Consider the following 20,716-nt stretch of genomic DNA (forward strand, 5'->3'; position numbering starts at 1 on the left):
ACATTAAATTTGCTTACTAACTATTATTAAACAGAAAATGAACAAAAGAGTTGTTATCGTTTCTGCCGTTAGAACACCTATCGGAAGTTTCATGGGCGGGTTATCTACTGTACCTGCACCAAAATTAGGAGCTGCTGCCATAAAAGGAGCGCTTTCAAAAATTAACCTTGACCCAAAATTAGTCGATGAAGTTTTCATGGGTAATGTAATTCAGGCAGGCGTTGGACAAGCTCCTGCACGCCAAGCAGCACTTTTTGCTGGTCTGTCTGAAGAAGTTGCCGCTACAACCGTAAACAAAGTTTGTGCCTCTGGAATGAAAGCCGTAATGTTTGCCGCGCAAGCAATCGCATGCGGCGACGCTGAAATCGTAGTTGCGGGCGGAATGGAAAGCATGAGTTTGATTCCACATTATGTGCAAATGCGCGCCGGAAACAAATTTGGCCCAGCCACAATGTTGGACGGAATGCAGAAAGATGGTTTGACAGATGCATACGACAACAACGCAATGGGAGTTTGCGCTGACTTATGTGCAACTGAATATAAAATAAGCCGTGAAGAACAAGATGCTTTCGCAATCCAATCATACGAAAGAAGTACAAAAGCTTGGGATGCTGGTAAATTCGATAACGAAGTTGTTCCTGTCGAAGTTCCTCAAAGACGCGGAGAACCTATTATATTTTCAAAAGATGAAGAATACTCTAATGTAAAATTAGATAAAATTCCATCTTTGGCTCCGGTTTTCACTAAAGACGGAACTGTAACCGCTGCAAACGCATCGACAATTAATGACGGGGCCGCTGCTTTGGTTTTAATGTCTGAAGAAAAAGCAATCGCTTTAGGCCTAAAACCTTTAGCTTACATAAAAGGTTATGCAGATGCTGCGCAAGAACCAAAATGGTTTACTACAAGCCCAGCAAAAGCATTACCAAAAGCGCTAGACAAAGCTGGAATCTCAATTTCAGATGTTGACTATTTCGAATTCAACGAAGCTTTCTCTGTAGTTGGACTAGCCAATTCAAAAATATTAAACCTAGATAACGACAAAGTAAACGTAAACGGTGGCGCTGTTTCTTTAGGACATCCTCTTGGAGCTTCTGGAGCGCGTATCATTGTGACTTTACTGAATGTTTTAGAACAAAACAATGCGAAAACTGGAGCTGCTGCAATTTGCAACGGTGGAGGTGGCGCATCGGCAATTGTTATCGAAAGAGCTTAAACAATATCTCAAAAAATCAGGAGTTATAAATGTAACTCCTGATTTTCAACTTATAAATTTCCTTAGATGTTTGGAATTTGCAATTTAGCCATAGTACCCGTTCGAGCCGAAGCCAGCGATAGAAGTGAAATTGTCACACAACTTTTATTTGGTGAACATATCGAAATTTTAGAACGCCAAAATCAATGGGCGCGAATCCGAATTCAATTTGATGCTTATGAAGGCTGGATCGACTCTAAACAATATCAGGAAATTTCAAAAGAGCAATTTGACCTCTTAAGCAAAGAAGCGATTATTTTGAATGCCGATTTGATTGATTACATCACAGCTCCAAATAATTTATTGTTACCGATTCCGCTTGGAGCTTCATTATCCTTTTTAAACAACACCGAAATCAATATTTCAAACTTCGATTTTGAAGGAACCAAAACCAGCGGAACAAAACCTAAAAGCGCTTTAATCAAAACTGCTTTTATGTATTTGAATGCCCCCTATTTATGGGGCGGAAAAACACCTTTTGGAATTGACTGTTCTGGTTTCACCCAAATGGTCTATAAACTAAACGGCTACAAAATTCATCGTGATGCATCACAACAGGCACTTGAAGGCGATTCTTTAAGCTTTATTGAAGAATGCGAAGCTGGTGATTTGGCTTTCTTTGATAACGAAGAAGGAAACATTACCCACGTCGGCATCATAATGGAAAACAACTACATCATTCACGCAAGTGGAAAAGTTCGTATTGACCGTTTAGACCACACCGGAATTTACAATCCTGAATTAAACAAACACACACACAAACTTCGTGTAATCAAAAAGATTATCTAATTCTTAACAAAAGCGAAAATGACAAAAATTGAATTATCCAAAACAGGCTTTCAGATCAACAATGTAAACATCGAATTCCCAATTGATATAACAGTTTTAAAACAAGCTTTAGGAGACTGCAGACACATCAAAAAAAAATACAATCATATTTACACTTGGGATAACGAAGGCATTGTAGCTTTTTCTAAAGAAGGAGATAAAGTCGAAAGTATCGGACTTGAATTAGAACTTCGCGAATACGATTTTTGCGCAAAAAGCATTTTTACAGGAGAATTCAATTTTGAAGAACAAGAATTATTTCAATACTACGAAAACAACAAAAATCTGCTTGTAAAACTTTTCAAAGGAGACCGAAGCGGCGCTTTCATTCTTAACGGAATTAGCGTTTGGTTCGATAAAGAAAATGGCAAAATTACTGGTGTCAGCATTTCAGCTAACGAAGAAAAAGAAAAGAAAATTACAGCTTCACTTGACCCAGAATTCAAATTTTTTGAACCTTTATGGCAGGAATGGATTGCTGAAATCAATAAAATTGTCTCAACAAATAACGATTATTATAATCTTGCAGATGGTATTTCTTTAGAAGACATTCAACAACATTCTGTTTTAGAAGATGATATTACAATTCCACCAGCTTTAGTTAACTTTTATAAAGTTCAAAATGTCGATTATGATGCGGTAACTTCAACTTTCCAGATTTTAATCAACAATTGTCCATATGAGCTTATTCCGTTTGAAGATATTGCCGAAGAATGGAATTCAATTCAAGATTTACAATTCGACGAAGATGATTTGCCAGAGCAAGAAATAGATTTCGAAAAAATCAACACGAGCAACTACGCAAATCCAAAATGGATTCCGTTTGCAACCGGACGAAACGGCGATTATTTGCTTTATGATACAGACCCAGCTTCAAAAGGAAAATTTGGGCAGATAATTGAATTACAGAACGAATCTTGGTCAAGAGATATTGTCGCAGAATCTTTAGAAGAATTAATTCAAAACGAAATCAGCAATTTAAAAGCTGGTAAAACCGAGCATTTTAGTTTTATCATTGAAAAAGAAAATTAAGGTACGCGGATAAAACAGATTCGCTTTACGAAAACGCGGATTTACACGGATTTTTTTCTTTTTTTTCTCTCGCAGATTGAGCAGATTTATTTTTAAAATCTATTTTAATCTGCCAAAATCATTTAAAATCTGCGTGAAACAAAAAAATCCATTTAATCCTTATAATCTGTGGCAAAAATAAAATTAGTGTAAATTCGGGAAATTAGTGGCTAAAAAAACTAAGCACTCAATCGGATCGTCTTTCTAAACTCAGACGGACTATAGCCTTTTTGTTTTTTGAAGAATTTATTAAAGTGGCTTTCATCTGTAAAACCAAATTCGTACGCAATTTCATTAATACGCTTGTCGCTAAACTGCAAACGATGTTCAATCAGTTTGGTTTTGTAATTGCTGATATATTGCTGCATCGTTTCGCTGGCATGTTTTTTAAAATAACGCCCTAAATACGTATTCGAAATTCCGAAATAATCACTAAGTGATTCTGCTTTAATTTTTTCTGGATAATAGATATTATTCTGAATGTATTGCAGGATATCCATTGCTTTTGCCTCTGTTCCGATATTAACTTGTTCAGGAAGATATTTCGCAATATTTCTCGCCACAATTATAATCAAAGTATTCACCAATTGCTGAATCAATTCCTGATTGTAGACATCTTTATCCTGATGTTCACGGCAAATTGCTTCAATCATCACTTTCACCAAACATTTGTCTGGATCATTTTTTAGAATACAGCCCGGCTGATGATTGGCATTTTGAAGAATATACTCCAATCGTTGTACATTCTCGTTTTGCAGACTCGAATTTTTCAAATAAATATCATTAAACCTCAAAAAGAAAAACTTCGTTTCGGTCTCAATTGTAAAATTATGACAGTCTTCTGGCGTTAACAGAAACAAATGTCCTGGATCGTATTCAAAAATATTTTTGTTTATACACTGCCTTCCAGTTCCTTCCAAAATATAAACCAATTCGAAAAAATTATGACGATCACCCACATCCGGATATTCGCTTAAAGTTTCAAAAGAAACCGTAAAAGGTTCGTATAAATTTTCTTTCTTCATAATTCTATTTATTTGAAGTTGCAAATATACCTAAAAAAGACAAATATATACCAAGTTAAAACCTTATAAATGGTATAATTTTGCCTCATCAAATTAATCAAAATAAAATTACAATAATGGAATATAGAAAATTAGGCAACTCAGAATTGGAATTATCAACCATCACTTACGGTGCTTTTGCCATTGGTGGAACCATGTGGGGCGGAACCGAAAAGAAAGATTCAATCGAATCTGTTCAGGCCTCTATCGACCACGGCGTTACTACAATTGACACTGCTCCTTTCTACGGATTTGGCTTAAGCGAAGAAATGATAGGAGAAGCTATAAAACCTTACGACCGTTCAAAAGTGCAGTTGCTTACCAAATTCGGTTTGGTTTGGGACGGAAGCAACAACGGAAAAGGCGATTATTTTTTCGACGCCGATGACAACGGCAAAAAAGTTCCGATTTACAAATATTCATCAAAAGCAAACGTGATCAAAGAAATTGAAGAAAGCTTAAAACGTCTTCAAACCGATTATATCGACTTATTGCAGATTCACTGGCCCGACATTACCACTTCAATTTCTGAAACTATGGAAGCCGTAGAAACCTTACTTCAACAAGGAAAAATCAAAGCTTTTGGAGTAAGTAATTACAATGTTGAGCAAGTCAAAGAAGCACAAAAAACGGTTCAGATTGCATCAGATCAGGTAGCGTACAGCATGCTAAACAGAAGCATCGAAAAAGACTTGCTTCCTTTCACCATCGCAGAAAACATCGGAATCATTGCCTACAGTCCAATGGAAAGAGGTTTATTGACAGGAAAATATTTCACCGATAGTAAATTAAAAGAAAACGACCATCGCAACGGCTACTTCGGAAAATTTGATTTACAAAAAGTAAAAACTCTAATCGAAGAATTAAGTTCACTAGCAAACGACAAACACATTTCTATCGCACAATTGGTATTGCGTTGGACAACATTACAAAAAGGAATCGCAATTGTATTAGCCGGAGCAAGAAATGCAGAACAAGCCATTTCAAATGCCAAAACTATGGATTTCGATTTATCAGCTTCAGAACTTGCTTTCATTAATGAAGCACTTTCTAAGTTAGACTAATTCTCTTTTTTAAACACATAGAAACATAGTAAGCATAATTTGTTCATTTCGACTGAAAGGAGAAATCACACTAGAAACTCCACAATGTATATCACCAATTTTTGTCGAATCCCGAGTGTGATTTCTCCTTTCAGTCGAAATGACAAACATCGAGAGCTATGTGTTAGAAACTAGTTTCTTTCAATTCTCTTTTCAAGAAAGAAAAATCTATGTTTCTATGTGTTTAAAAAAATCTCAAAAATTAAATAATCAGAATTTGGGCGTGTCCCAAAGGCCGGGCTATCCGTTACAATCTTTTGTGCCGAACCCCGGCAAAAAAGGATTTTCACTACTATCCCTCACGCATCCATTTTCAAAAGAAACAATAGTAAAAATGAAAAAGATATTTATAATTAACGGCGGACAAAAATTCGCGCATTCAGGAGGACAATTCAACAAAACCGTTCAGGATTGGACAGTTGAATTTCTTTCTAAAAACAACGATTACGAAATAAAAACAACTCACATCGAAGAAGAAATTGACCTTCAAAAAGAAGTAGAAAAATTCGTTTGGGCAGACCTAATCATTTATCATACACCAGTTTGGTGGTTTCAAATTCCGAATCTTTTCAAAAAATACATCGACGATGTTTTTACACAAGGACACAACAACGGAATCTACAAAAGCGATGGAAGAAGCCGTGTAAATCCAGACATCAACTACGGAACTGGCGGACTTTTACACGGACGTAAATACATGCTTACCACGAGCTGGAATGCACCTGCAACGGCTTTTACATTACCAGGCGAATTCTTCGAAGAAACTTCTGTAGATGACGGCGTGATGTTTGGTTTTCACAAAATGAACAAATTCACAGGAATGGAACGCATAAACGGATTTCATTTCCATGACGTAGAAAAAGGTGCTACACCAGAAAATATCGTTATCTTTAAAGAGAATTACACGAAACATTTAGAGCAAACTTTTAAAAACTTATAATTATGATTTCGATTACAGCAATTTTAAAAAGCAAACCAGAACATTTAATTGAAGTTCAAAATCTGCTTACGCATTTAGTATCAGAAACTAGAAAAGAAGCCGCTTGTATTCGTTATGATTTACACACTTCTGAAAATATTTTTATCCTTTGGGAAGAGTGGAAAGACCAAGTTGGCTTAGATTTACACAACAGCCAGTCTTACCTGCAAGATTTTATAAAAAAAACCGAAACGCTGGTTTCAAGCCCAATTCAAGTTTACAAAACTGCACAGATTTTATAAGTTTTTTTTCCGCCACGACCCGAGCGATAGCGAACAGGCGAAGCAATTCACGAATTATTTTAAATACTATGCGCATAGATTAAAAAAAAATAAATTCGTGAATTCGTGGCGGAAAAACTATCCAGAAAAAAGCTAAATTGCCTAAAATTCAGAAACCTATATTTTATGAGCAAATACCATCTTGCCGAAATTAATATTGCCAAAATGAAAGGCGTCGACATCAACGATCCAATCATGAAAGAATTTGTGGACAATTTAGACACCGTAAATAAATTAGCAGAAGAAAGCGAAGGTTTTGTCTGGAGATTAAAAGACGATACCGACAGCTACAACGCAACAAGTCTGAATCCGTACAACGATGAGCAAATTATCATTAATGTATCGGTTTGGGAAAGCATTGAAACATTGGAACATTATATGTATAAAACTTTTCACAGCGAATTCCTAAGACGTCGTAAAGAGTGGTTTCAAAAATTCGGAAAAGCCCATACAGCCATGTGGTGGATTCCCGCAGGCCAAATTCCAACCATGGAAGAAGCCGTTGAAAAATTAGACTACCTTCAAAAAAATGGGCCTTCAGAACTAGTTTTTGATTTAAGAACTAAATATCCGATGCCAGTTGATGCATAGTTTTTTTTATAGCCACGAATTCACGAATTTTATTTTTTAAATCTATAAGCAAAAATTTTGAATTAATTCGTGAATTCGTGGCTAACAAAACTTATTTAATTCCACCAAAAGCCCCAAAACACATATTTTTATGTAAAATCTCGACTTTGGAGAATCCTACTTTTTTCATCAAATCCAATTGGTAATTCATAGATCTAGGCGAATCCTCTTTCTCGATATAATCTAAAACTTTCTGACGATACTCCGCTCCTCCTATTCCTTCCAAATATTCTCCATAACGTTGCCACGTATATTCGTTCAATAATTCTGTATCTTGTGTGATTAAATCCGAAATCATTAAACAGCCACCTGGTTTTAATAATTTAAACAACTTGGTAAAAGTACTTTCCCAATCTTTATCATCTCTCAAATGGTGTAAAACCGCTCCTGCTAAAATAATATCAAAACTGTTTTCGGCTAAATCAACTTCTCGAATATCGCCTTGTTTAATTTCTACTTTTCCATTTGTTCCTGCCGAAACTCTTTGAAAAGCTCTTTCTAACATTGGCAAACTCAAATCGACTAAAGTACAATTCAAATTTGGCACTTTAGATAACATTTTTAAAGTATAATTTCCTGCTCCGCATCCAACATCTAAAACATTCTGAGCATTCGGAACAATACGTTTTGAAGCTTCAGTAATTAATTCCAAAGAAATAGTCGCGTCAATTGTAGCGACTTGCCCCGTTTCTAAATTTGAAAACCGTTCGACATCATTGTCAAATCGTTCCTTGATTTCTTCAATCGTTGATTTTTTCATGGCTATTGTTTTTTTTATCTCTCGCAGATTACGTAGATTTAGGGGATCTTTTTGCTATTATGGATCGGAATATGTATGATTAAGAATGATTTTTATAAAATTAATTAATAATCTGCCCTATCTGCTGAATCTGCGAGAGAATTATTTTTTTTCAAAACTACCCCTTTCATAAATACTTTAAAAATACTATTTTTATCAATAAATAATACTTTTAAAGTATCATGGAATTACGTCATCTCAAATATTTCTTAGCTGTAGCCGAAGAACTGAACTTTACCAAAGCTTCAGAAAAACTCTTTATTTCGCAGCCTCCATTAAGCCGACAAATAGCAGAATTAGAAGAAGAACTTCAGGCAAAGCTTTTCATCAGAAATAATAAAAAAGTCGAACTGACCGAAGCCGGAAAATATTTCGAAAAAGAAGTAAAAGACCTTTTTCAGAATCTGGAACGTATTTCTTTAAAAACAAAAAAGATAGCCGAAAATGTTTCGGGTGAATTCAGAATCGCTTATATAAGTTCAATATATTCGGCAGTGATTTCAGATTTAATCAAACATCTGAAAACACAGTTTCCATATGTTAATTTCAAATTATTTGAAATTTCAACCACCAAACAAATCACTGCTTTAGAACAAGGAAAAATCGAAATGGGAATTATTCGTTCTCCTATAACTTCACCTAAAATACAATCACATTTATGGTTTCAGGACGGATTCTCGATTGTTTTTAATAAAAATAATGTTCAACTAAAATCTGAAAAAGAAATTGCTGACTTAAAAGATGAAACATTTGTTTTCTTCAATAAAGATTACGCACCGCATTATCACGAAGTTTTGCTGGAATTATGTGCTTTTTATGGCTTTACGCCAAAGATTATTCACGAAGCCAATAACATCAATTCCATCGTACAATTAGTCAAAAACGGATTGGGAATTTCGATTGTACCGTCCAATATTGCCAAAAACAATCAGGATTCTGAAATTGGTTTTATCGAGTTGAAAAAAGTGAATCTTTATACTAATGTATCATTAATAACTTCAAAAGAAGATGATTCTGAGATTACTCAATCTGCCGTTGCTTTTTTATTGCCGCAAAGGCGCTAAGACGCAAAGTTTTTTTAATCTTGCAAAGTCACAAAGCTTTACTTATTAAATGTGAAAAATTAAGTTTCACGCAGATTCAGCAGATTTTTGCAGATTTATTTTTTAAAAATCATCTGCAGAATCTGCTTAAATCTTATAAAATCTGCGTGAAATAAAAATTTTGCGTCTTAGCGCCTTTGTGGCTATATAAAAAATTCGTTACAATTTAGTACAGAAATCCACATCACAAAAAGAGAACTTTTAAATACCTTAGCAAATTCAAATTCTACAATAAAAATTTCAATATAAAATGGCTGAGCAATCTTCAATTCAGTGTCCAAACTGCGGAACCCCTATCGATGTAAATGATGTTTTAAAACATCAGTTGGAAGACAGCATTCGTAAAGAATTTCAACAAAAAGCCAATATTCAAAACCGTGAATTAGAGCTTAAAAATGAACAATTGGACAAAGCCAAAGCCGATTTTGAAGCCAAAAAGAAACAGGAAAACGAACTTTTTGCAGAACGTTTAGAGCGCGAGAAAAAAACAGCCGAAAAAGAAATCTCTGAAAAACTAAAAGCCAAACTCGAAGAAGAAAACAAAGACCGTTTGCTTTTGATGGAAAAAGAACTCTCTGAAAAATCAGAAAAAATCAGAGAATTAAATAAAATGGAAGGTGAAATCGCAAAATTGCAACGTGAAAAACTGGAAATGAAAGAAGCCATTCAAGCCGAAGCTGAGAAACAATTGAACGCGCAACTGACTTTGGAACGTGAAAAAATCAGAAAGCAAGAAGACGACAAAAACGAACTAAAATTTAAAGAACTTCAGAAACAGCTTGAAGAACAAAAAAAGCTGACTGAAGAGATGAAACGCAAGCAGGAACAAGGTTCTATGCAATTGCAAGGCGAAGTAATGGAACTAGCAATTGAAGAATGGTTGGCCAACAACTTCCCGCTTGACAGTATCGACGAAGTTAAAAAAGGTGCAAATGGTGCTGATTGTCTGCAGATTGTAAATACTCGCGAACATCAAAACTGCGGTTCTATTTATTACGAAAGCAAAAGAACCAAAGCGTTCCAACCTTCCTGGATTGAGAAATTCAAAAATGATATTAGAACCAAAAGAGCCAATATTGGTGTTTTGGTAACCGAAGTAATGCCAAACGGAATGGATAGAATGGGCATGCGCGACGGAATCTGGATTTGTACCTATGAAGAATTTAAAGGTTTGAGTGCCGTTTTACGTCAGTCGTTGATTCAGATAAACCAAGCTGTTCAGGCACAGGAAAACAAAGGCGATAAAATGTCCATGTTATATGATTTCTTAACCAGCAATGAATTCCGTTTGCAGATTGAAGGAATTGTAGAAGGTTTTACGCAAATGCAAAGCGACTTAGATTCTGAAAAAAGAGCGATGCAGAGAATCTGGAAACAGCGCGAAAAACAAATCGAAAAAGTGGTTCATAATACTTTAGGAATGTACGGTTCGATTCGTGGAATTGCCGGAAATGCGGTTCAAAGTGTGAAAGCTTTAGAATTGGATTTTATTGAAGGTGAAGAACCGGAAGACGAAGAACCTAAGGAATTGTTTGAGTAATAATTTTCCACATCCAGTTTGTCATTTCGACTGAAAGGAGAAATCACACGCGGGATTCTACAAAGATTGGCGACATACTTTGCGGAATTTCTTGTGTGATTTCTCCTTTCAGTCGAAATGACAACAGCAACTTGAAACCTGAAACAAAATAAACAAAACAATTAATCCACCTTCTTAAAAACAGCCAATTTCCCAGAAGTATTTGACAAAATCAACTGATTATTCCCGATTGAATAAGTAGTCGTACTCTGCAATGCTTTAGTAAACTCATTTTCTTTATTTCCAGAAGGACAAGCCATAAGAGTTGAAACAACTTTAGAAAAACGTAATAGATCTTTTTCATAAAAAATAGAACCACTTATTGCATTACAGCCACCGTAACCAGAAAATCTATTTTCAGTAGAATTAATTTCTATTCTAGGCATTTCTTTTTGGAAGTCGGTTGCAAAAACTTTGTAGCCGTTTAATTCTTCCAAAACCCAAATATCGTGAAGTCGATAATCAGTCAGATATTTACCGCATCCGCTTAATTTTTTAGTCTCCAATTCCGAATTATTTTTGATTTCTACTTTTACACTATAAGGTGAAATTGCACCAGACATAGAATCCTGGCAATCTAATTGCTGAATCGTAATCATGGCAGTACTGGTTTCATTAGATACCTTATACATTTTCACATTCGCATCCATTGCTCGAATTGCTTCGGTTGACGGAAAAACAAGCTTTTCTTTTCCTTGTATTAATGAAGTAAAAACAATCTCCTCATTCCCTATTTTAATTCCCCAAAACGGTTCGTTTCCAGTTCCTTTAAAATAATATTTTAAATCTTCCTCTGTAGAACTTGTCGAAGTTGTTCCTCCAGATTCTTTGTTTGCCGTCGTTTTACAACTTATAATCAAAACTGACAACAATAATATTGAAAGTACTTTTCTCATAATCAATTTATTTAATCTTTCATTTTTCAAAAAAACAACAATAAAATTCTTATGAATTTACGACATTTTTCCCGATTCCTTATTTAGAATCTTTTCAAATTTAGACTTTTTATTTCTCTATAAATTCTTTCAAAACCCGCACTAGTCAAAAGACTAAGCCAAAATACGTAGTTCAAAAAACATAATCGGCTATTAAAAAATAAAAAAATACGTATTCAAAATAAGTACAAATACTTATATTTGCATAGTAATACTTAATTAAAAAAATCATGATTAGAGTAATAGTAGTTGGAAACGGCATGGTTGGTTATAAATTTTGCGAAAAGTTTGTTGCAAAATCGGGACAAGAAAAGTATCAAATCACAGTATTTGGAGAAGAGCCAAGAAGAGCTTACGATCGCGTTCACTTAAGCGAGTACTTTGGAGGCAAAACAGCTGATGACTTATCATTATCAACAACCGAATGGTACGCAGAAAACAATATTATTCTCAACACATCTGAACTTATTACAGATATCAATCGCGATTCAAAAACCATTCATACGCACTTAGGCAAAACACATACGTACGACTACTTACTTTTGGCTACAGGTTCATCTGCCTTTGTTCCTCCTATTGAAGGTGTCGAAAAAGAAGGTGTTTTTGTTTACAGAACAATCGAAGACTTAGATGCAATTATGGCTTATGCCAAAAAAATAAAAATAAAAGGCGCTACAGAAGCTGCCGTTTTAGGCGGAGGTTTATTAGGATTAGAAGCAGCAAAAGCTGTTAGAGATTTAGGATTGAATCCGCATGTCGTAGAATTTGCACCTCGTTTGATGCCAAGACAATTAGATCAAGGTGCAAGCGATATGCTTCAATCAAAAATAGAAGAATTAAACATCGGAATTCATCTTAACAAAGTAACACAATATATTGACGGCAAAGAAAGTATAACGGGAATGATGTTTGCCAACGACGAATTACTAAAAGTCGATATGCTGGTTATTTCTGCCGGAATCAAACCTCGCGACGAACTGGCTAGGATTTCAGGACTTGAAGTTGGTGTACGAGGTGGAATTGTAGTCAACAATCAAATGCAAACTTCAGATCCTTCTATTTATGCGATTGGCGAAGCGGCACTTTACAATCAAAACATTTACGGATTGGTTGCTCCAGGTTACGAAATGGCCGATGTTGCTGCTGAGCAAATATTAAATGGTGACAAAACCATGAGAGAAACCATCGATATGTCGACACAATTAAAATTAATTGGTGTTGAAGTCGCAAGTTTTGGCGATCCTTTCATCGAAAATGAAAACGTAACTGCCATTATTTATGAGAATAAATTAAGCGGAATTTATAAAAGAATAAACGTTACCAAAGATTCTAAAACGCTTTTAGGTGGAATTTTAGTAGGCGATTCAAGCGATTACAATTCGCTTTTCCAGATTTACAGCAACGCAATGGCTTTGCCAAAAAATCCAGAAGATTTGATTTTAGGTTCTCGCGATGGTTCTGAAGGTTCTTCTTTAGGAAGTGTAATGGATCTGCCTGATACAGCCGTGATTTGTTCTTGCGAAAATGTTACCAAAGGAGCGATCTGCTGTAAAATTCTAGACGAAAGTTGTGCTTCATTATCAGATGTCGTTAAAGCAACCAAGGCAACTTCAGGTTGTGGAGGCTGTAAACCAATGGTTTCAGATTTAGTGAAAGCCACTCAAAAATCTTTAGGAAAAGAAGTAAAAGAAGTGATTTGCGAGCATTTCAACTACAATCGTCAGGAATTATTTGATTTGGTAAAAATCAATAAATATGAGAATTTCTACGATGTTTTAGATCATCACGGGAAAGGCGATGGTTGCGAAATCTGTAAACCTGTCGTAGCTTCAATTTTCTCCAGTATTTACAATGATACAGCAAACAAACACGTAACCACACAAGATACAAATGATAGATTTTTAGCGAATATTCAACGAAACGGAACCTATTCTGTAGTTCCAAGAGTTGCCGGAGGCGAAATTACAGCCGAAAAACTAATCGTAATTGGCGAAGTAGCCAAACAATTTGATTTGTACACTAAAATCACTGGAGCACAAAGAGTCGATTTATTTGGAGCACATTTGAGTGACTTGCCAAAAATCTGGAAAATCCTAATCGACAATGGATTTGAAAGCGGTCATGCCTACGGAAAATCACTTCGTGCTGTAAAAAGCTGTGTCGGAAATGCATGGTGTCGTTACGGAATGGACGACAGCGCCGGATTTGCTATCGAACTCGAAAACAGATACAAAGGAATCCGTTCTCCGCATAAACTAAAAGGTGGTGTTTCGGCCTGCATTCGCGAATGCGCCGAAGCTCGCGGAAAAGATTTCGGATTAATTGCTGTTGAAGGCGGATGGAATTTATACATCGCAGGAAATGGCGGAGCAAATCCAAAACACGCCGTGTTATTAGCAGAAAAAATTGATAAAGAAACCGTTATAAAATATATGGATAGATTCTTAATGTATTACATCCGCACCGCTGGTCCGCTGATCAGAACTTCTACTTGGTTAGAAAAATTAGACGGCGGTTTAGAGTATCTAAAACAAGTAATTATTGAAGACAGTTTAGGAATCTGCGAAACTCTTGAAGCCGAAATGCAGACTCTAGTAAACACTTTCGAATGCGAATGGAAACAAGTGCTAGAAAAACCAAGATTATTAAAACGTTTCAATCACTTTATAAACTCAGAAGAAAAAGACGATAACGCAGTTTTTGTTCCTTTAAGAGATCAAAAAATGCCAAAAGCTTGGTCTTAAAAAAAAATGCCACAAAGACGCGAAGTCGCAAAGTCAAATCATAAAAACTTAAAGAAAAAAACTTAGCGCCTTTGCGACTTTGCGGCAAAACACCATAAAGCTCCAAAAAAAAGAAAAAAAATCATAAACGTTTGCTGTCCTTCTTGCCCTCTTTTTTACTGCGCCATCAAATCTCTCTTGATTGTAAGGAGAGGGCTAAGAAACAGGAAATCAAAACTTAATCAAAATGGAAGAAATCTTAAATCAATACGAAACAGTTCAGGCAAACGATGCTACAATTTGGTTCAAAGCAGGTAAAGTAGAAGATTTCCCAACCAATCGAGGCGGATGCATCAAATACAAAAACAAGCAAATTGCGATTTTCAATTTCACGCGCCGTAACGAATGGTATGCCTGCCAAAACGCATGCCCTCACAAAATGGAAATGGTGCTTTCAAGAGGAATGACAGGCTCTACAGACGATATTCCGAAAATTGCCTGCCCGATGCATAAAAAAACCTTCTCACTTGTTGATGGTTCAAACCTAAACGGAGACGATTATAAAATTGCAACTTATCCAATTAAAGTAGTAGAAAACGAAGTTTTTGTAGGTTTCATAGACTGATTTCTCACAATCTTGTCATTTCGACGAAGGAGAAATCTCCACGAGAAACTCGACAAAGATTGGCTTATTGGAACGGAGCTACTTGCGAAGATTTCTCCTTCGTCGAAATGACAAAACTGACGTGATAGTCATGCAAATAAAGATTAAATCCAAAAAATCCTTTTAATCTGTGGCAAAAAACAAAACAATAATTCTTGCTAATTCGTGAATTCGTTGCGGAAAAAAAACTTAATTCCGTATCTTTGAAATTCTATTATCAAACCAAAAAATGACTACACCTTTTCAAAAAGCAAGTGAATGGATTGATGCCGAAAACGCGCAAGATCCAAACATCGAAACCGACCAAAACAAAGAATATCCAAAAGAATTATTGTATTCTGACAGGATGTATAAAAGACTGATGGAATTTGAACCAAATGCCTCTGAAGAAATTCAGATTGCTTCAAAAGCACAGCATATTTGCCGATGGAAAGTCGCTCGCGAATCGTATCCAATGGATCGTGTGGGTTATTTGAAATGGAGGGAAGAACTGAAAAAATTTCACGCAAAAACTACAGCCGAAATTCTTGAAAAAGCTGGTTACGACCAGACCTTTATCGATCGTGTTTCATTTCTAATTGAGAAAAAACTACTTAAAAAAGACGCCGAAACCCAATTACTGGAAGACATAATCTGTCTGGTGTTTTTAGAATATTACTTAGAACCTTTCGTTCATAAACATGATGATGAAAAACTAAAAAACATCATCAAAAAAACTTGGGACAAAATGTCCGATAAAGGACATCAAGAAGCCTTAAAAATCAGCTATTCCGAAGAAAATTTGAATCTCATAAAAGCATCTCTAGGATTGTAAAAAAATATGAGTAAGGACAATCAAGAAGCAGAAAAAATCACTTTCAAAAATTTACGCCGACTGTATTTTTTTGCGCTTCTAACTATTGCCTTAACCATAATCATCAGTCAGTTTTTGGTGCAATACAATCTGAATCAGCAGTTAAGCGATTCTAAAATCATTAACTTCTCTGGAAAACAGCGAATGTTGAGTCAGAAAATCGTCAAGGAAGTTCTGATTCTGCATTATGTTTCTGATACTGCTTCAACAAAGCAAATTTCGCATTTAAAAGAAGTTTTAGCACTTTGGAAAAAGAACCAAAATGCACTCGAAAACGGAAATGACAGTCTCGCTTTCCCAAAAGAAAAATCAGAAACAATTTCTAAATTATATCTCGAAATCAATCCGATTTTCAAAAAAGTAGTTGAGGCAACCGATTCATTTTTGCAAAATTTAAAGCAGAAAAAACAGCCTTCCGAAAACAAAAAATACGTTCAAATCATTCTAGAAAACGAAGGCACGTTTTTAGCGAAAATGAATCAAATCGTAACCCAATACGATCTCGAAGCACACGAAAAAGTAACCGAACAACGTCGAATAGAATACTGGATTTTCGGATTCACGCTTTTGGTATTGCTTTTAGAATTCTTCTTCATTTTCAAACCAACCAACAAGAAAATCGAACGATTAATTGCTAAACTTTTATCTTCAGAAAAGAAAGCTTTAAAACTCGCATACGACACCGAAATCCTCAGTGAAATCAAAGAAAACTCGGTAAAAGAACTCAAATCGCTCAATTACGCAATGGAAAACACGTTGCTCTATTGCCGAATTGCGCCCGACGGTTCTATCATTCACATTGGAGAAAAATTTGCCAAACTGCTCAATTACACCAAATTTTCTTCCAACAAAAAATTCTCAGAAGTTTTAACTGTCGACGAAAAAGAACAACTCAATTTCGACCGATTGATTTTCGAAAAACAGCGCAGTGGCTGGCAGGGCGAAATCAGCATTTTAAACAAAGAAGCTCAAACCATTTGGCTCGATTTATCGATGGTTCCCGTAATGATTAAAAAAGACGAACTGGAACTTTTAATCGTTTGCTTCAACATCACCGAACGCAAAAAAGCACAGCGCGAAGTCGAGCGTTTAAATCTCGAAAACACGACCGAAAAAATCAATCAGCAAAAGATTATTTCAAGCAAAATCGTCGAAAACCAGGAAAACGAACAAAACCGAATCGCCAAAGAAATTCACGACGGAATCGGGCAAATGCTTACGGGTTTAAAGTTCAGTTTAGAAAGCATCAATCTAGATGACCGAGAAAAATCAGAACAAAAAATCGAGTATTTAAAGAAACTTTCTTTGGATATTATTAAAGGAGTCCGCACGGCCACTTTTAACCTTATGCCTCCGGAATTAAGCGATCACGGAATCGTTTCGTCCTTATCAAAACTCACACAGGAACTTTCAAAACTAACCGGAAAAGAAATCCTTTTCTACAACAAAACCGATTTCGACCAACGTTTAGATTCCTTAATCGAGATCAACATTTATCGTCTTACTCAGGAAGCCATTAACAACGCTATCAAATACGCCGAATCGTCGCATATCATCGTACAGCTTTCCCACAGCGAATCCCTTTTAAGCATCATCGTAGACGACAACGGAAAAGGCTTCGACATCCATTCAGTAGACAAAAAACGCAATAGCGAATCCGGAATGGGATTATTATTCATGAACGAACGCATCCAATACATCAACGGACGCGTTTTCATCAAATCAATCCCAGGCGAAGGAACGAGGATTACGTTCAACATTCCAATTCTTAAATGAGATAATTAGAAAATTAGGCAATGTGTCAATTAGAAAATTAGATAATTATTTTTAGCATTTTAAAAATATTATCTAATTACCACATTGCCTAATTATCTAATTAATCAGGGCGAGCCAGTATTAGAAAAAGTGGGCTATCAAACTTTGTCTCTATTCGCCCACTTTTCCTAATACTGTCGGGCTATCCGGGCTACTTCGGTAGCTTCCTCCTATCCCTCTCGCGGGCAAACGTTTTCAAAAGAACACTTATTTACTTAGCGTTTTTTTGTCATTCTAAGGAACGAAGAATCACACAAGAAACTCCACAATCTAAATCGCCAATCTTTACCGAATCTCGAGTATGATTCTTCGTTCCTCAGAATTACAAATGTTGGGCTGAAAAACTTTGACAAAGTTCACCCAAAAATTCCCTCTCAATTTTGTCATTTCGAGGAACGAGAAATCTTCGCAAGAAACTCCGCAATCTTTGAAAATCATTTGACGACAAAAAAATCTGCCGAATCTGCTAAATCTGCGTGCAAAAAAAATGACAATCGTAATCGCCAATCTTTGTAGAGCTACTTGTAGAGATCTCTCCTTCGTCGAGATGACAAACATTACATATAGAAAACTTTAGAATTTGGAATTTCCAACATTAGAAATTTTAATATTGGAATTTACTTTTAAAAAAAGTACGTATATTAGCGTCTTCTTTATAGATGAATATACGTAAAAATCGAGAATCTAAATTAAGTAATTATGAGCAATATCATTCGTGTAGTATTAGCAGATGACCATGTTTTTGTAAGAGATGGAATCAAATCTTTACTAGAAAACGAAGCAAACATAGAGGTTGTAGGCGAAGCTATTGATGGCGCTGATGCACTTGAGGTTGTTGCAGACACAAAACCCGATTTACTTATAGCCGATATTCGCATGCCTAACATGACAGGCATAGAACTAGTAGAAAAACTTAGAAGCGAGAATAATAACGTAAAAATCATCATGCTTTCGATGCATGAATCGGAAGAATACGTATTGAAATCTATAAAAGCCGGAGCCGACGGGTACTTATTAAAAGGATCTTCAAAAGAAGAATTCTTAAAAGCGCTTCACGCTGTTTCTTCTGGAGGAAAATATTTCAGTGGTGACATCTCTTCTATTTTAATTGGACAGTTAACAAACTCGTCAACATCATTAGAGCCTAAGCAAAACTTAAGCGACGAAATGATGATTACAAAAAGAGAAAAAGAAATCCTTACGCTTTTATTATCAGGAAAAGGAAACAAAGAAATCGCCGAAGCTTTAGACATCAGTAAAAGAACCGCTGAAGTACACCGTTTCAACTTGATGAAAAAACTGAAAGTAAAAAATCTAATGGAACTTTCTAACAAAGCAACTGAATATTCTTTAATCTAAAAATACGTATAAATACGTAATTATTTTTCAGAAACTGCGTTTTAGCAGGTTTTAACTAAGTTGTAGTACTTATTTTTACATAAAAATATAAGTACTATGAAAAATTCAAACTCACTATCGCAATCACACAAAATTTTATTTTTGAACACATTAGCATTTACAGTGTGTTTTGCCTGCTGGACATTAAACGGAGTGCTGGTAACCTTTTTAGTCGATAACGGAATTTTCCATTGGAACGTTGTTCAGGTGGGATGGCTTTTGGGCATTCCGATTTTAACCGGATCAATTATGCGTTTGCCCATCGGAATCCTGACAGACAAATATGGTGGCAAATATGTTTTTTCCCTTTTACTACTGCTTTGTTCGATTCCGTTGTTTCTTCTTCCCTACGCTGACAGCTTTGGCATGTTTGCCTTATTAAGTTTTTTGTTTGGAATGGTCGGAACCAGTTTTGCTGTCGGAATCGGCTACACTTCAATCTGGTATCCAAAAGAATGGCAAGGGCGCGCACTCGGAATCTTCGGAATGGGAAATGCTGGAGCAGCGATAACAACCTTTCTAGCGCCATCCTTATTAAATCATTTTTCGATTGATGATCCTCAAAACGGCTGGAAAACGCTCCCTATTATTTATGCAATTTCTTTGGTTGTGATTGGAATAGCCTTTTTAATTTTTACTGAAAACAAAAAAGTCGAAAGCAGTAACAAAACAATTTCACAAATGCTTACTCCATTAAAATCGCAAAGAGTTTGGCGTTTTGGTGCTTATTATTTCTTAGTTTTTGGTTGTTTTGTGGCTTATTCACAATGGCTACTGCCGAACTTCATGAATGTTTATCAAACGAGTTTAGTCATGGGAGGCTTGTTTGCCACTATGTTTAGTTTGCCATCTGGCGTAATCAGGGCTTTTGGTGGTTATCTGTCTGATAAGTTCGGAGCCAGAAAAGTAATGTATTGGGTTTTAGGATCTTCTGTTATCTTAAGCGCCTTATTATCGATTCCAAAAATGGAAATCACGACCTCTGGTCCAGGAATCTTAGCCGCTAAAAAAGGAGTTGTAAGCGCAATCAATAATCAAACCGTCAAAATAGACGATAAAGAATATTCAATCTTACAAAAAGCACCCAATACGAGCGAGAATACAATTTTTCCAACCTCTACAAGCTGGCAAGATGTCGTAGTAGCCCATAACCAAAGCGTAGCCAAAAAAGAGTTGATAGCCAAAGGTGTTACTGTTATTAAGTTTGATGCCAATATGTGGGTTTTCTTGGTTTTAGTAATTCTTATCGGAATTTCTTGGGGAATCGGGAAAGCGGCGGTTTACAAACATATTCCTGAATATTTTCCTAATGAAATCGGTGTTGTTGGCGGAATGGTTGGAATGATTGGCGGTTTAGGAGGTTTCTTCGGCCCGATTATCTTCGGATATTTACTGACGGCAACCGGAATTTGGTCAAGTTCATGGATTTTTATTCTAATTTTTTCAATTGTCTGCCTCGTTTGGATGCACTATACTATAACACAACTAACTAATAAGAAAGAACTTACCGTAAACAATGCAAAACTTGAGCCTGCATATTAAAATCGTATTAAAAAAAAATTAGAAATATGACCCAAATCATAACTAAAAGAAATCTATTTCTTATAAATTTACCGCCGTTAAAAAAAACAAAATT

General features: G+C 35.7%; 18 protein-coding genes. 15 read left to right on the top strand and 3 right to left on the bottom strand.

Annotation, left to right across the window (positions count from 1 at the left end; all coding sequences use genetic code 11):
- Positions 1-37 precede the first annotated feature (37 nt).
- From ACFFLS_RS24690 to ACFFLS_RS24700, 3 genes are all read left to right on the top strand, one after another.
- Positions 38-1,216: an acetyl-CoA C-acyltransferase gene (locus tag ACFFLS_RS24690; protein WP_379682620.1), complete on the top strand. Its 1,179-nt coding sequence runs from the start codon at positions 38-40 to the stop codon at positions 1,214-1,216.
- 66 nt (positions 1,217-1,282) lie between these two features.
- On the top strand, positions 1,283-2,044 hold the full coding sequence (locus ACFFLS_RS24695; RefSeq protein ID WP_379682621.1) for a C40 family peptidase: 762 nt from the start codon (positions 1,283-1,285) through the stop codon (positions 2,042-2,044).
- Positions 2,045-2,062: 18 nt separating this feature from the next.
- Positions 2,063-3,115 (top strand): SMI1/KNR4 family protein, encoded by a 1,053-nt coding sequence (locus ACFFLS_RS24700; RefSeq protein WP_379682622.1) that lies wholly within the window; start codon positions 2,063-2,065, stop codon positions 3,113-3,115.
- A gap of 218 nt (positions 3,116-3,333) precedes the next feature.
- Here the strand turns inward: ACFFLS_RS24700 and ACFFLS_RS24705 are convergent, their stop codons facing one another.
- On the bottom strand, positions 3,334-4,179 hold the full coding sequence (locus ACFFLS_RS24705; RefSeq protein WP_379682623.1) for an AraC family transcriptional regulator: 846 nt from the start codon (positions 4,177-4,179) through the stop codon (positions 3,334-3,336).
- 116 nt (positions 4,180-4,295) lie between these two features.
- Between ACFFLS_RS24705 and ACFFLS_RS24710 the strand changes: the two genes are divergently transcribed.
- From ACFFLS_RS24710 to ACFFLS_RS24725, 4 genes are all read left to right on the top strand, one after another.
- Positions 4,296-5,282 carry an aldo/keto reductase gene (locus ACFFLS_RS24710; protein ID WP_379682624.1) on the top strand — a complete coding sequence of 329 codons (987 nt, stop codon included), beginning with the start codon at positions 4,296-4,298 and terminating at the stop codon, positions 5,280-5,282.
- A 373-nt stretch (positions 5,283-5,655) separates the two neighbouring features.
- Positions 5,656-6,261, top strand: a complete 606-nt coding sequence (locus tag ACFFLS_RS24715; RefSeq protein WP_379682625.1) for an NAD(P)H-dependent oxidoreductase — start codon at positions 5,656-5,658, stop codon at positions 6,259-6,261.
- Positions 6,262-6,263: 2 nt separating this feature from the next.
- On the top strand, positions 6,264-6,542 hold the full coding sequence (locus ACFFLS_RS24720) for a putative quinol monooxygenase (RefSeq protein WP_379682626.1): 279 nt from the start codon (positions 6,264-6,266) through the stop codon (positions 6,540-6,542).
- 165 nt (positions 6,543-6,707) lie between these two features.
- Positions 6,708-7,172: a DUF3291 domain-containing protein gene (locus ACFFLS_RS24725; protein WP_179002927.1), complete on the top strand. Its 465-nt coding sequence runs from the start codon at positions 6,708-6,710 to the stop codon at positions 7,170-7,172.
- Between the two features lie 91 nt (positions 7,173-7,263).
- Here the strand turns inward: ACFFLS_RS24725 and ACFFLS_RS24730 are convergent, their stop codons facing one another.
- Positions 7,264-7,971 (bottom strand): class I SAM-dependent methyltransferase, encoded by a 708-nt coding sequence (locus ACFFLS_RS24730; protein WP_379682627.1) that lies wholly within the window; start codon positions 7,969-7,971, stop codon positions 7,264-7,266.
- A 221-nt stretch (positions 7,972-8,192) separates the two neighbouring features.
- Between ACFFLS_RS24730 and ACFFLS_RS24735 the strand changes: the two genes are divergently transcribed.
- Both ACFFLS_RS24735 and ACFFLS_RS24740 read left to right on the top strand, forming a co-directional pair.
- Positions 8,193-9,074 (top strand): LysR family transcriptional regulator, encoded by an 882-nt coding sequence (locus ACFFLS_RS24735; protein WP_379682628.1) that lies wholly within the window; start codon positions 8,193-8,195, stop codon positions 9,072-9,074.
- Between the two features lie 289 nt (positions 9,075-9,363).
- Positions 9,364-10,653 (top strand): DUF2130 domain-containing protein, encoded by a 1,290-nt coding sequence (locus ACFFLS_RS24740; RefSeq protein WP_379682629.1) that lies wholly within the window; start codon positions 9,364-9,366, stop codon positions 10,651-10,653.
- Positions 10,654-10,814: 161 nt separating this feature from the next.
- On the opposite strand, the gene ACFFLS_RS24745 is transcribed toward ACFFLS_RS24740, so the two are convergent.
- A complete protein-coding gene (locus ACFFLS_RS24745; protein ID WP_379682630.1) occupies positions 10,815-11,588 on the bottom strand; it encodes an META domain-containing protein in 774 nt (257 codons plus the stop codon).
- A gap of 269 nt (positions 11,589-11,857) precedes the next feature.
- On the opposite strand from ACFFLS_RS24745, the gene nirB reads away from it, so the two are divergent.
- The 6 genes from nirB (at position 11,858) to ACFFLS_RS24775 (ending at position 20,622) form a co-directional block, all read left to right on the top strand.
- Entirely contained in the window at positions 11,858-14,371 is a 2,514-nt protein-coding gene (gene nirB / locus ACFFLS_RS24750) for a nitrite reductase large subunit NirB (RefSeq protein ID WP_379682631.1), read from the top strand.
- Positions 14,372-14,597: 226 nt separating this feature from the next.
- Entirely contained in the window at positions 14,598-14,975 is a 378-nt protein-coding gene (gene nirD, locus ACFFLS_RS24755; RefSeq protein WP_379682632.1) for a nitrite reductase small subunit NirD, read from the top strand.
- A gap of 268 nt (positions 14,976-15,243) precedes the next feature.
- Positions 15,244-15,828, top strand: a complete 585-nt coding sequence (locus ACFFLS_RS24760; RefSeq protein ID WP_379682633.1) for a DUF4202 domain-containing protein — start codon at positions 15,244-15,246, stop codon at positions 15,826-15,828.
- A gap of 6 nt (positions 15,829-15,834) precedes the next feature.
- The gene (locus tag ACFFLS_RS24765) at positions 15,835-17,643 is read left to right on the top strand and encodes a sensor histidine kinase (RefSeq protein ID WP_379682634.1); all 1,809 of its coding nucleotides are present in this window, start codon (positions 15,835-15,837) and stop codon (positions 17,641-17,643) included.
- A gap of 738 nt (positions 17,644-18,381) precedes the next feature.
- Positions 18,382-19,041: a response regulator gene (locus tag ACFFLS_RS24770; protein WP_379682635.1), complete on the top strand. Its 660-nt coding sequence runs from the start codon at positions 18,382-18,384 to the stop codon at positions 19,039-19,041.
- 96 nt (positions 19,042-19,137) lie between these two features.
- Positions 19,138-20,622 carry an MFS transporter gene (locus tag ACFFLS_RS24775; protein WP_379689721.1) on the top strand — a complete coding sequence of 495 codons (1,485 nt, stop codon included), beginning with the start codon at positions 19,138-19,140 and terminating at the stop codon, positions 20,620-20,622.
- The last annotated feature ends 94 nt before the right edge of the window (positions 20,623-20,716 follow it).

The sequence above is a fragment of the Flavobacterium procerum genome, assembly GCF_042431625.1.
Taxonomy (GTDB): Bacteria; Bacteroidota; Bacteroidia; order Flavobacteriales; family Flavobacteriaceae; genus Flavobacterium; species Flavobacterium procerum.

Excerpts from the sequence above, each read along its gene's own strand:
- ACFFLS_RS24705 (WP_379682623.1), bottom strand. The coding sequence starts at position 4,179 with ATGAAGAAAGAAAATTTATACGAACCTTTTACGGTTTCTTTTGAAACT.
- nirD (WP_379682632.1), top strand. The coding sequence starts at position 14,598 with ATGGAAGAAATCTTAAATCAATACGAAACAGTTCAGGCAAACGATGCT.
- ACFFLS_RS24695 (WP_379682621.1), top strand. The coding sequence starts at position 1,283 with ATGTTTGGAATTTGCAATTTAGCCATAGTACCCGTTCGAGCCGAAGCC.
- ACFFLS_RS24725 (WP_179002927.1), top strand. The coding sequence starts at position 6,708 with ATGAGCAAATACCATCTTGCCGAAATTAATATTGCCAAAATGAAAGGC.
- ACFFLS_RS24770 (WP_379682635.1), top strand. The coding sequence starts at position 18,382 with ATGAGCAATATCATTCGTGTAGTATTAGCAGATGACCATGTTTTTGTA.
- ACFFLS_RS24745 (WP_379682630.1), bottom strand. The coding sequence starts at position 11,588 with ATGAGAAAAGTACTTTCAATATTATTGTTGTCAGTTTTGATTATAAGT.
- ACFFLS_RS24710 (WP_379682624.1), top strand. The coding sequence starts at position 4,296 with ATGGAATATAGAAAATTAGGCAACTCAGAATTGGAATTATCAACCATC.
- ACFFLS_RS24715 (WP_379682625.1), top strand. The coding sequence starts at position 5,656 with ATGAAAAAGATATTTATAATTAACGGCGGACAAAAATTCGCGCATTCA.
- ACFFLS_RS24760 (WP_379682633.1), top strand. The coding sequence starts at position 15,244 with ATGACTACACCTTTTCAAAAAGCAAGTGAATGGATTGATGCCGAAAAC.
- ACFFLS_RS24735 (WP_379682628.1), top strand. The coding sequence starts at position 8,193 with ATGGAATTACGTCATCTCAAATATTTCTTAGCTGTAGCCGAAGAACTG.
- ACFFLS_RS24740 (WP_379682629.1), top strand. The coding sequence starts at position 9,364 with ATGGCTGAGCAATCTTCAATTCAGTGTCCAAACTGCGGAACCCCTATC.
- ACFFLS_RS24690 (WP_379682620.1), top strand. The coding sequence starts at position 38 with ATGAACAAAAGAGTTGTTATCGTTTCTGCCGTTAGAACACCTATCGGA.
- ACFFLS_RS24765 (WP_379682634.1), top strand. The coding sequence starts at position 15,835 with ATGAGTAAGGACAATCAAGAAGCAGAAAAAATCACTTTCAAAAATTTA.
- ACFFLS_RS24700 (WP_379682622.1), top strand. The coding sequence starts at position 2,063 with ATGACAAAAATTGAATTATCCAAAACAGGCTTTCAGATCAACAATGTA.
- ACFFLS_RS24720 (WP_379682626.1), top strand. The coding sequence starts at position 6,264 with ATGATTTCGATTACAGCAATTTTAAAAAGCAAACCAGAACATTTAATT.
- nirB (WP_379682631.1), top strand. The coding sequence starts at position 11,858 with ATGATTAGAGTAATAGTAGTTGGAAACGGCATGGTTGGTTATAAATTT.
- ACFFLS_RS24730 (WP_379682627.1), bottom strand. The coding sequence starts at position 7,971 with ATGAAAAAATCAACGATTGAAGAAATCAAGGAACGATTTGACAATGAT.
- ACFFLS_RS24775 (WP_379689721.1), top strand. The coding sequence starts at position 19,138 with ATGAAAAATTCAAACTCACTATCGCAATCACACAAAATTTTATTTTTG.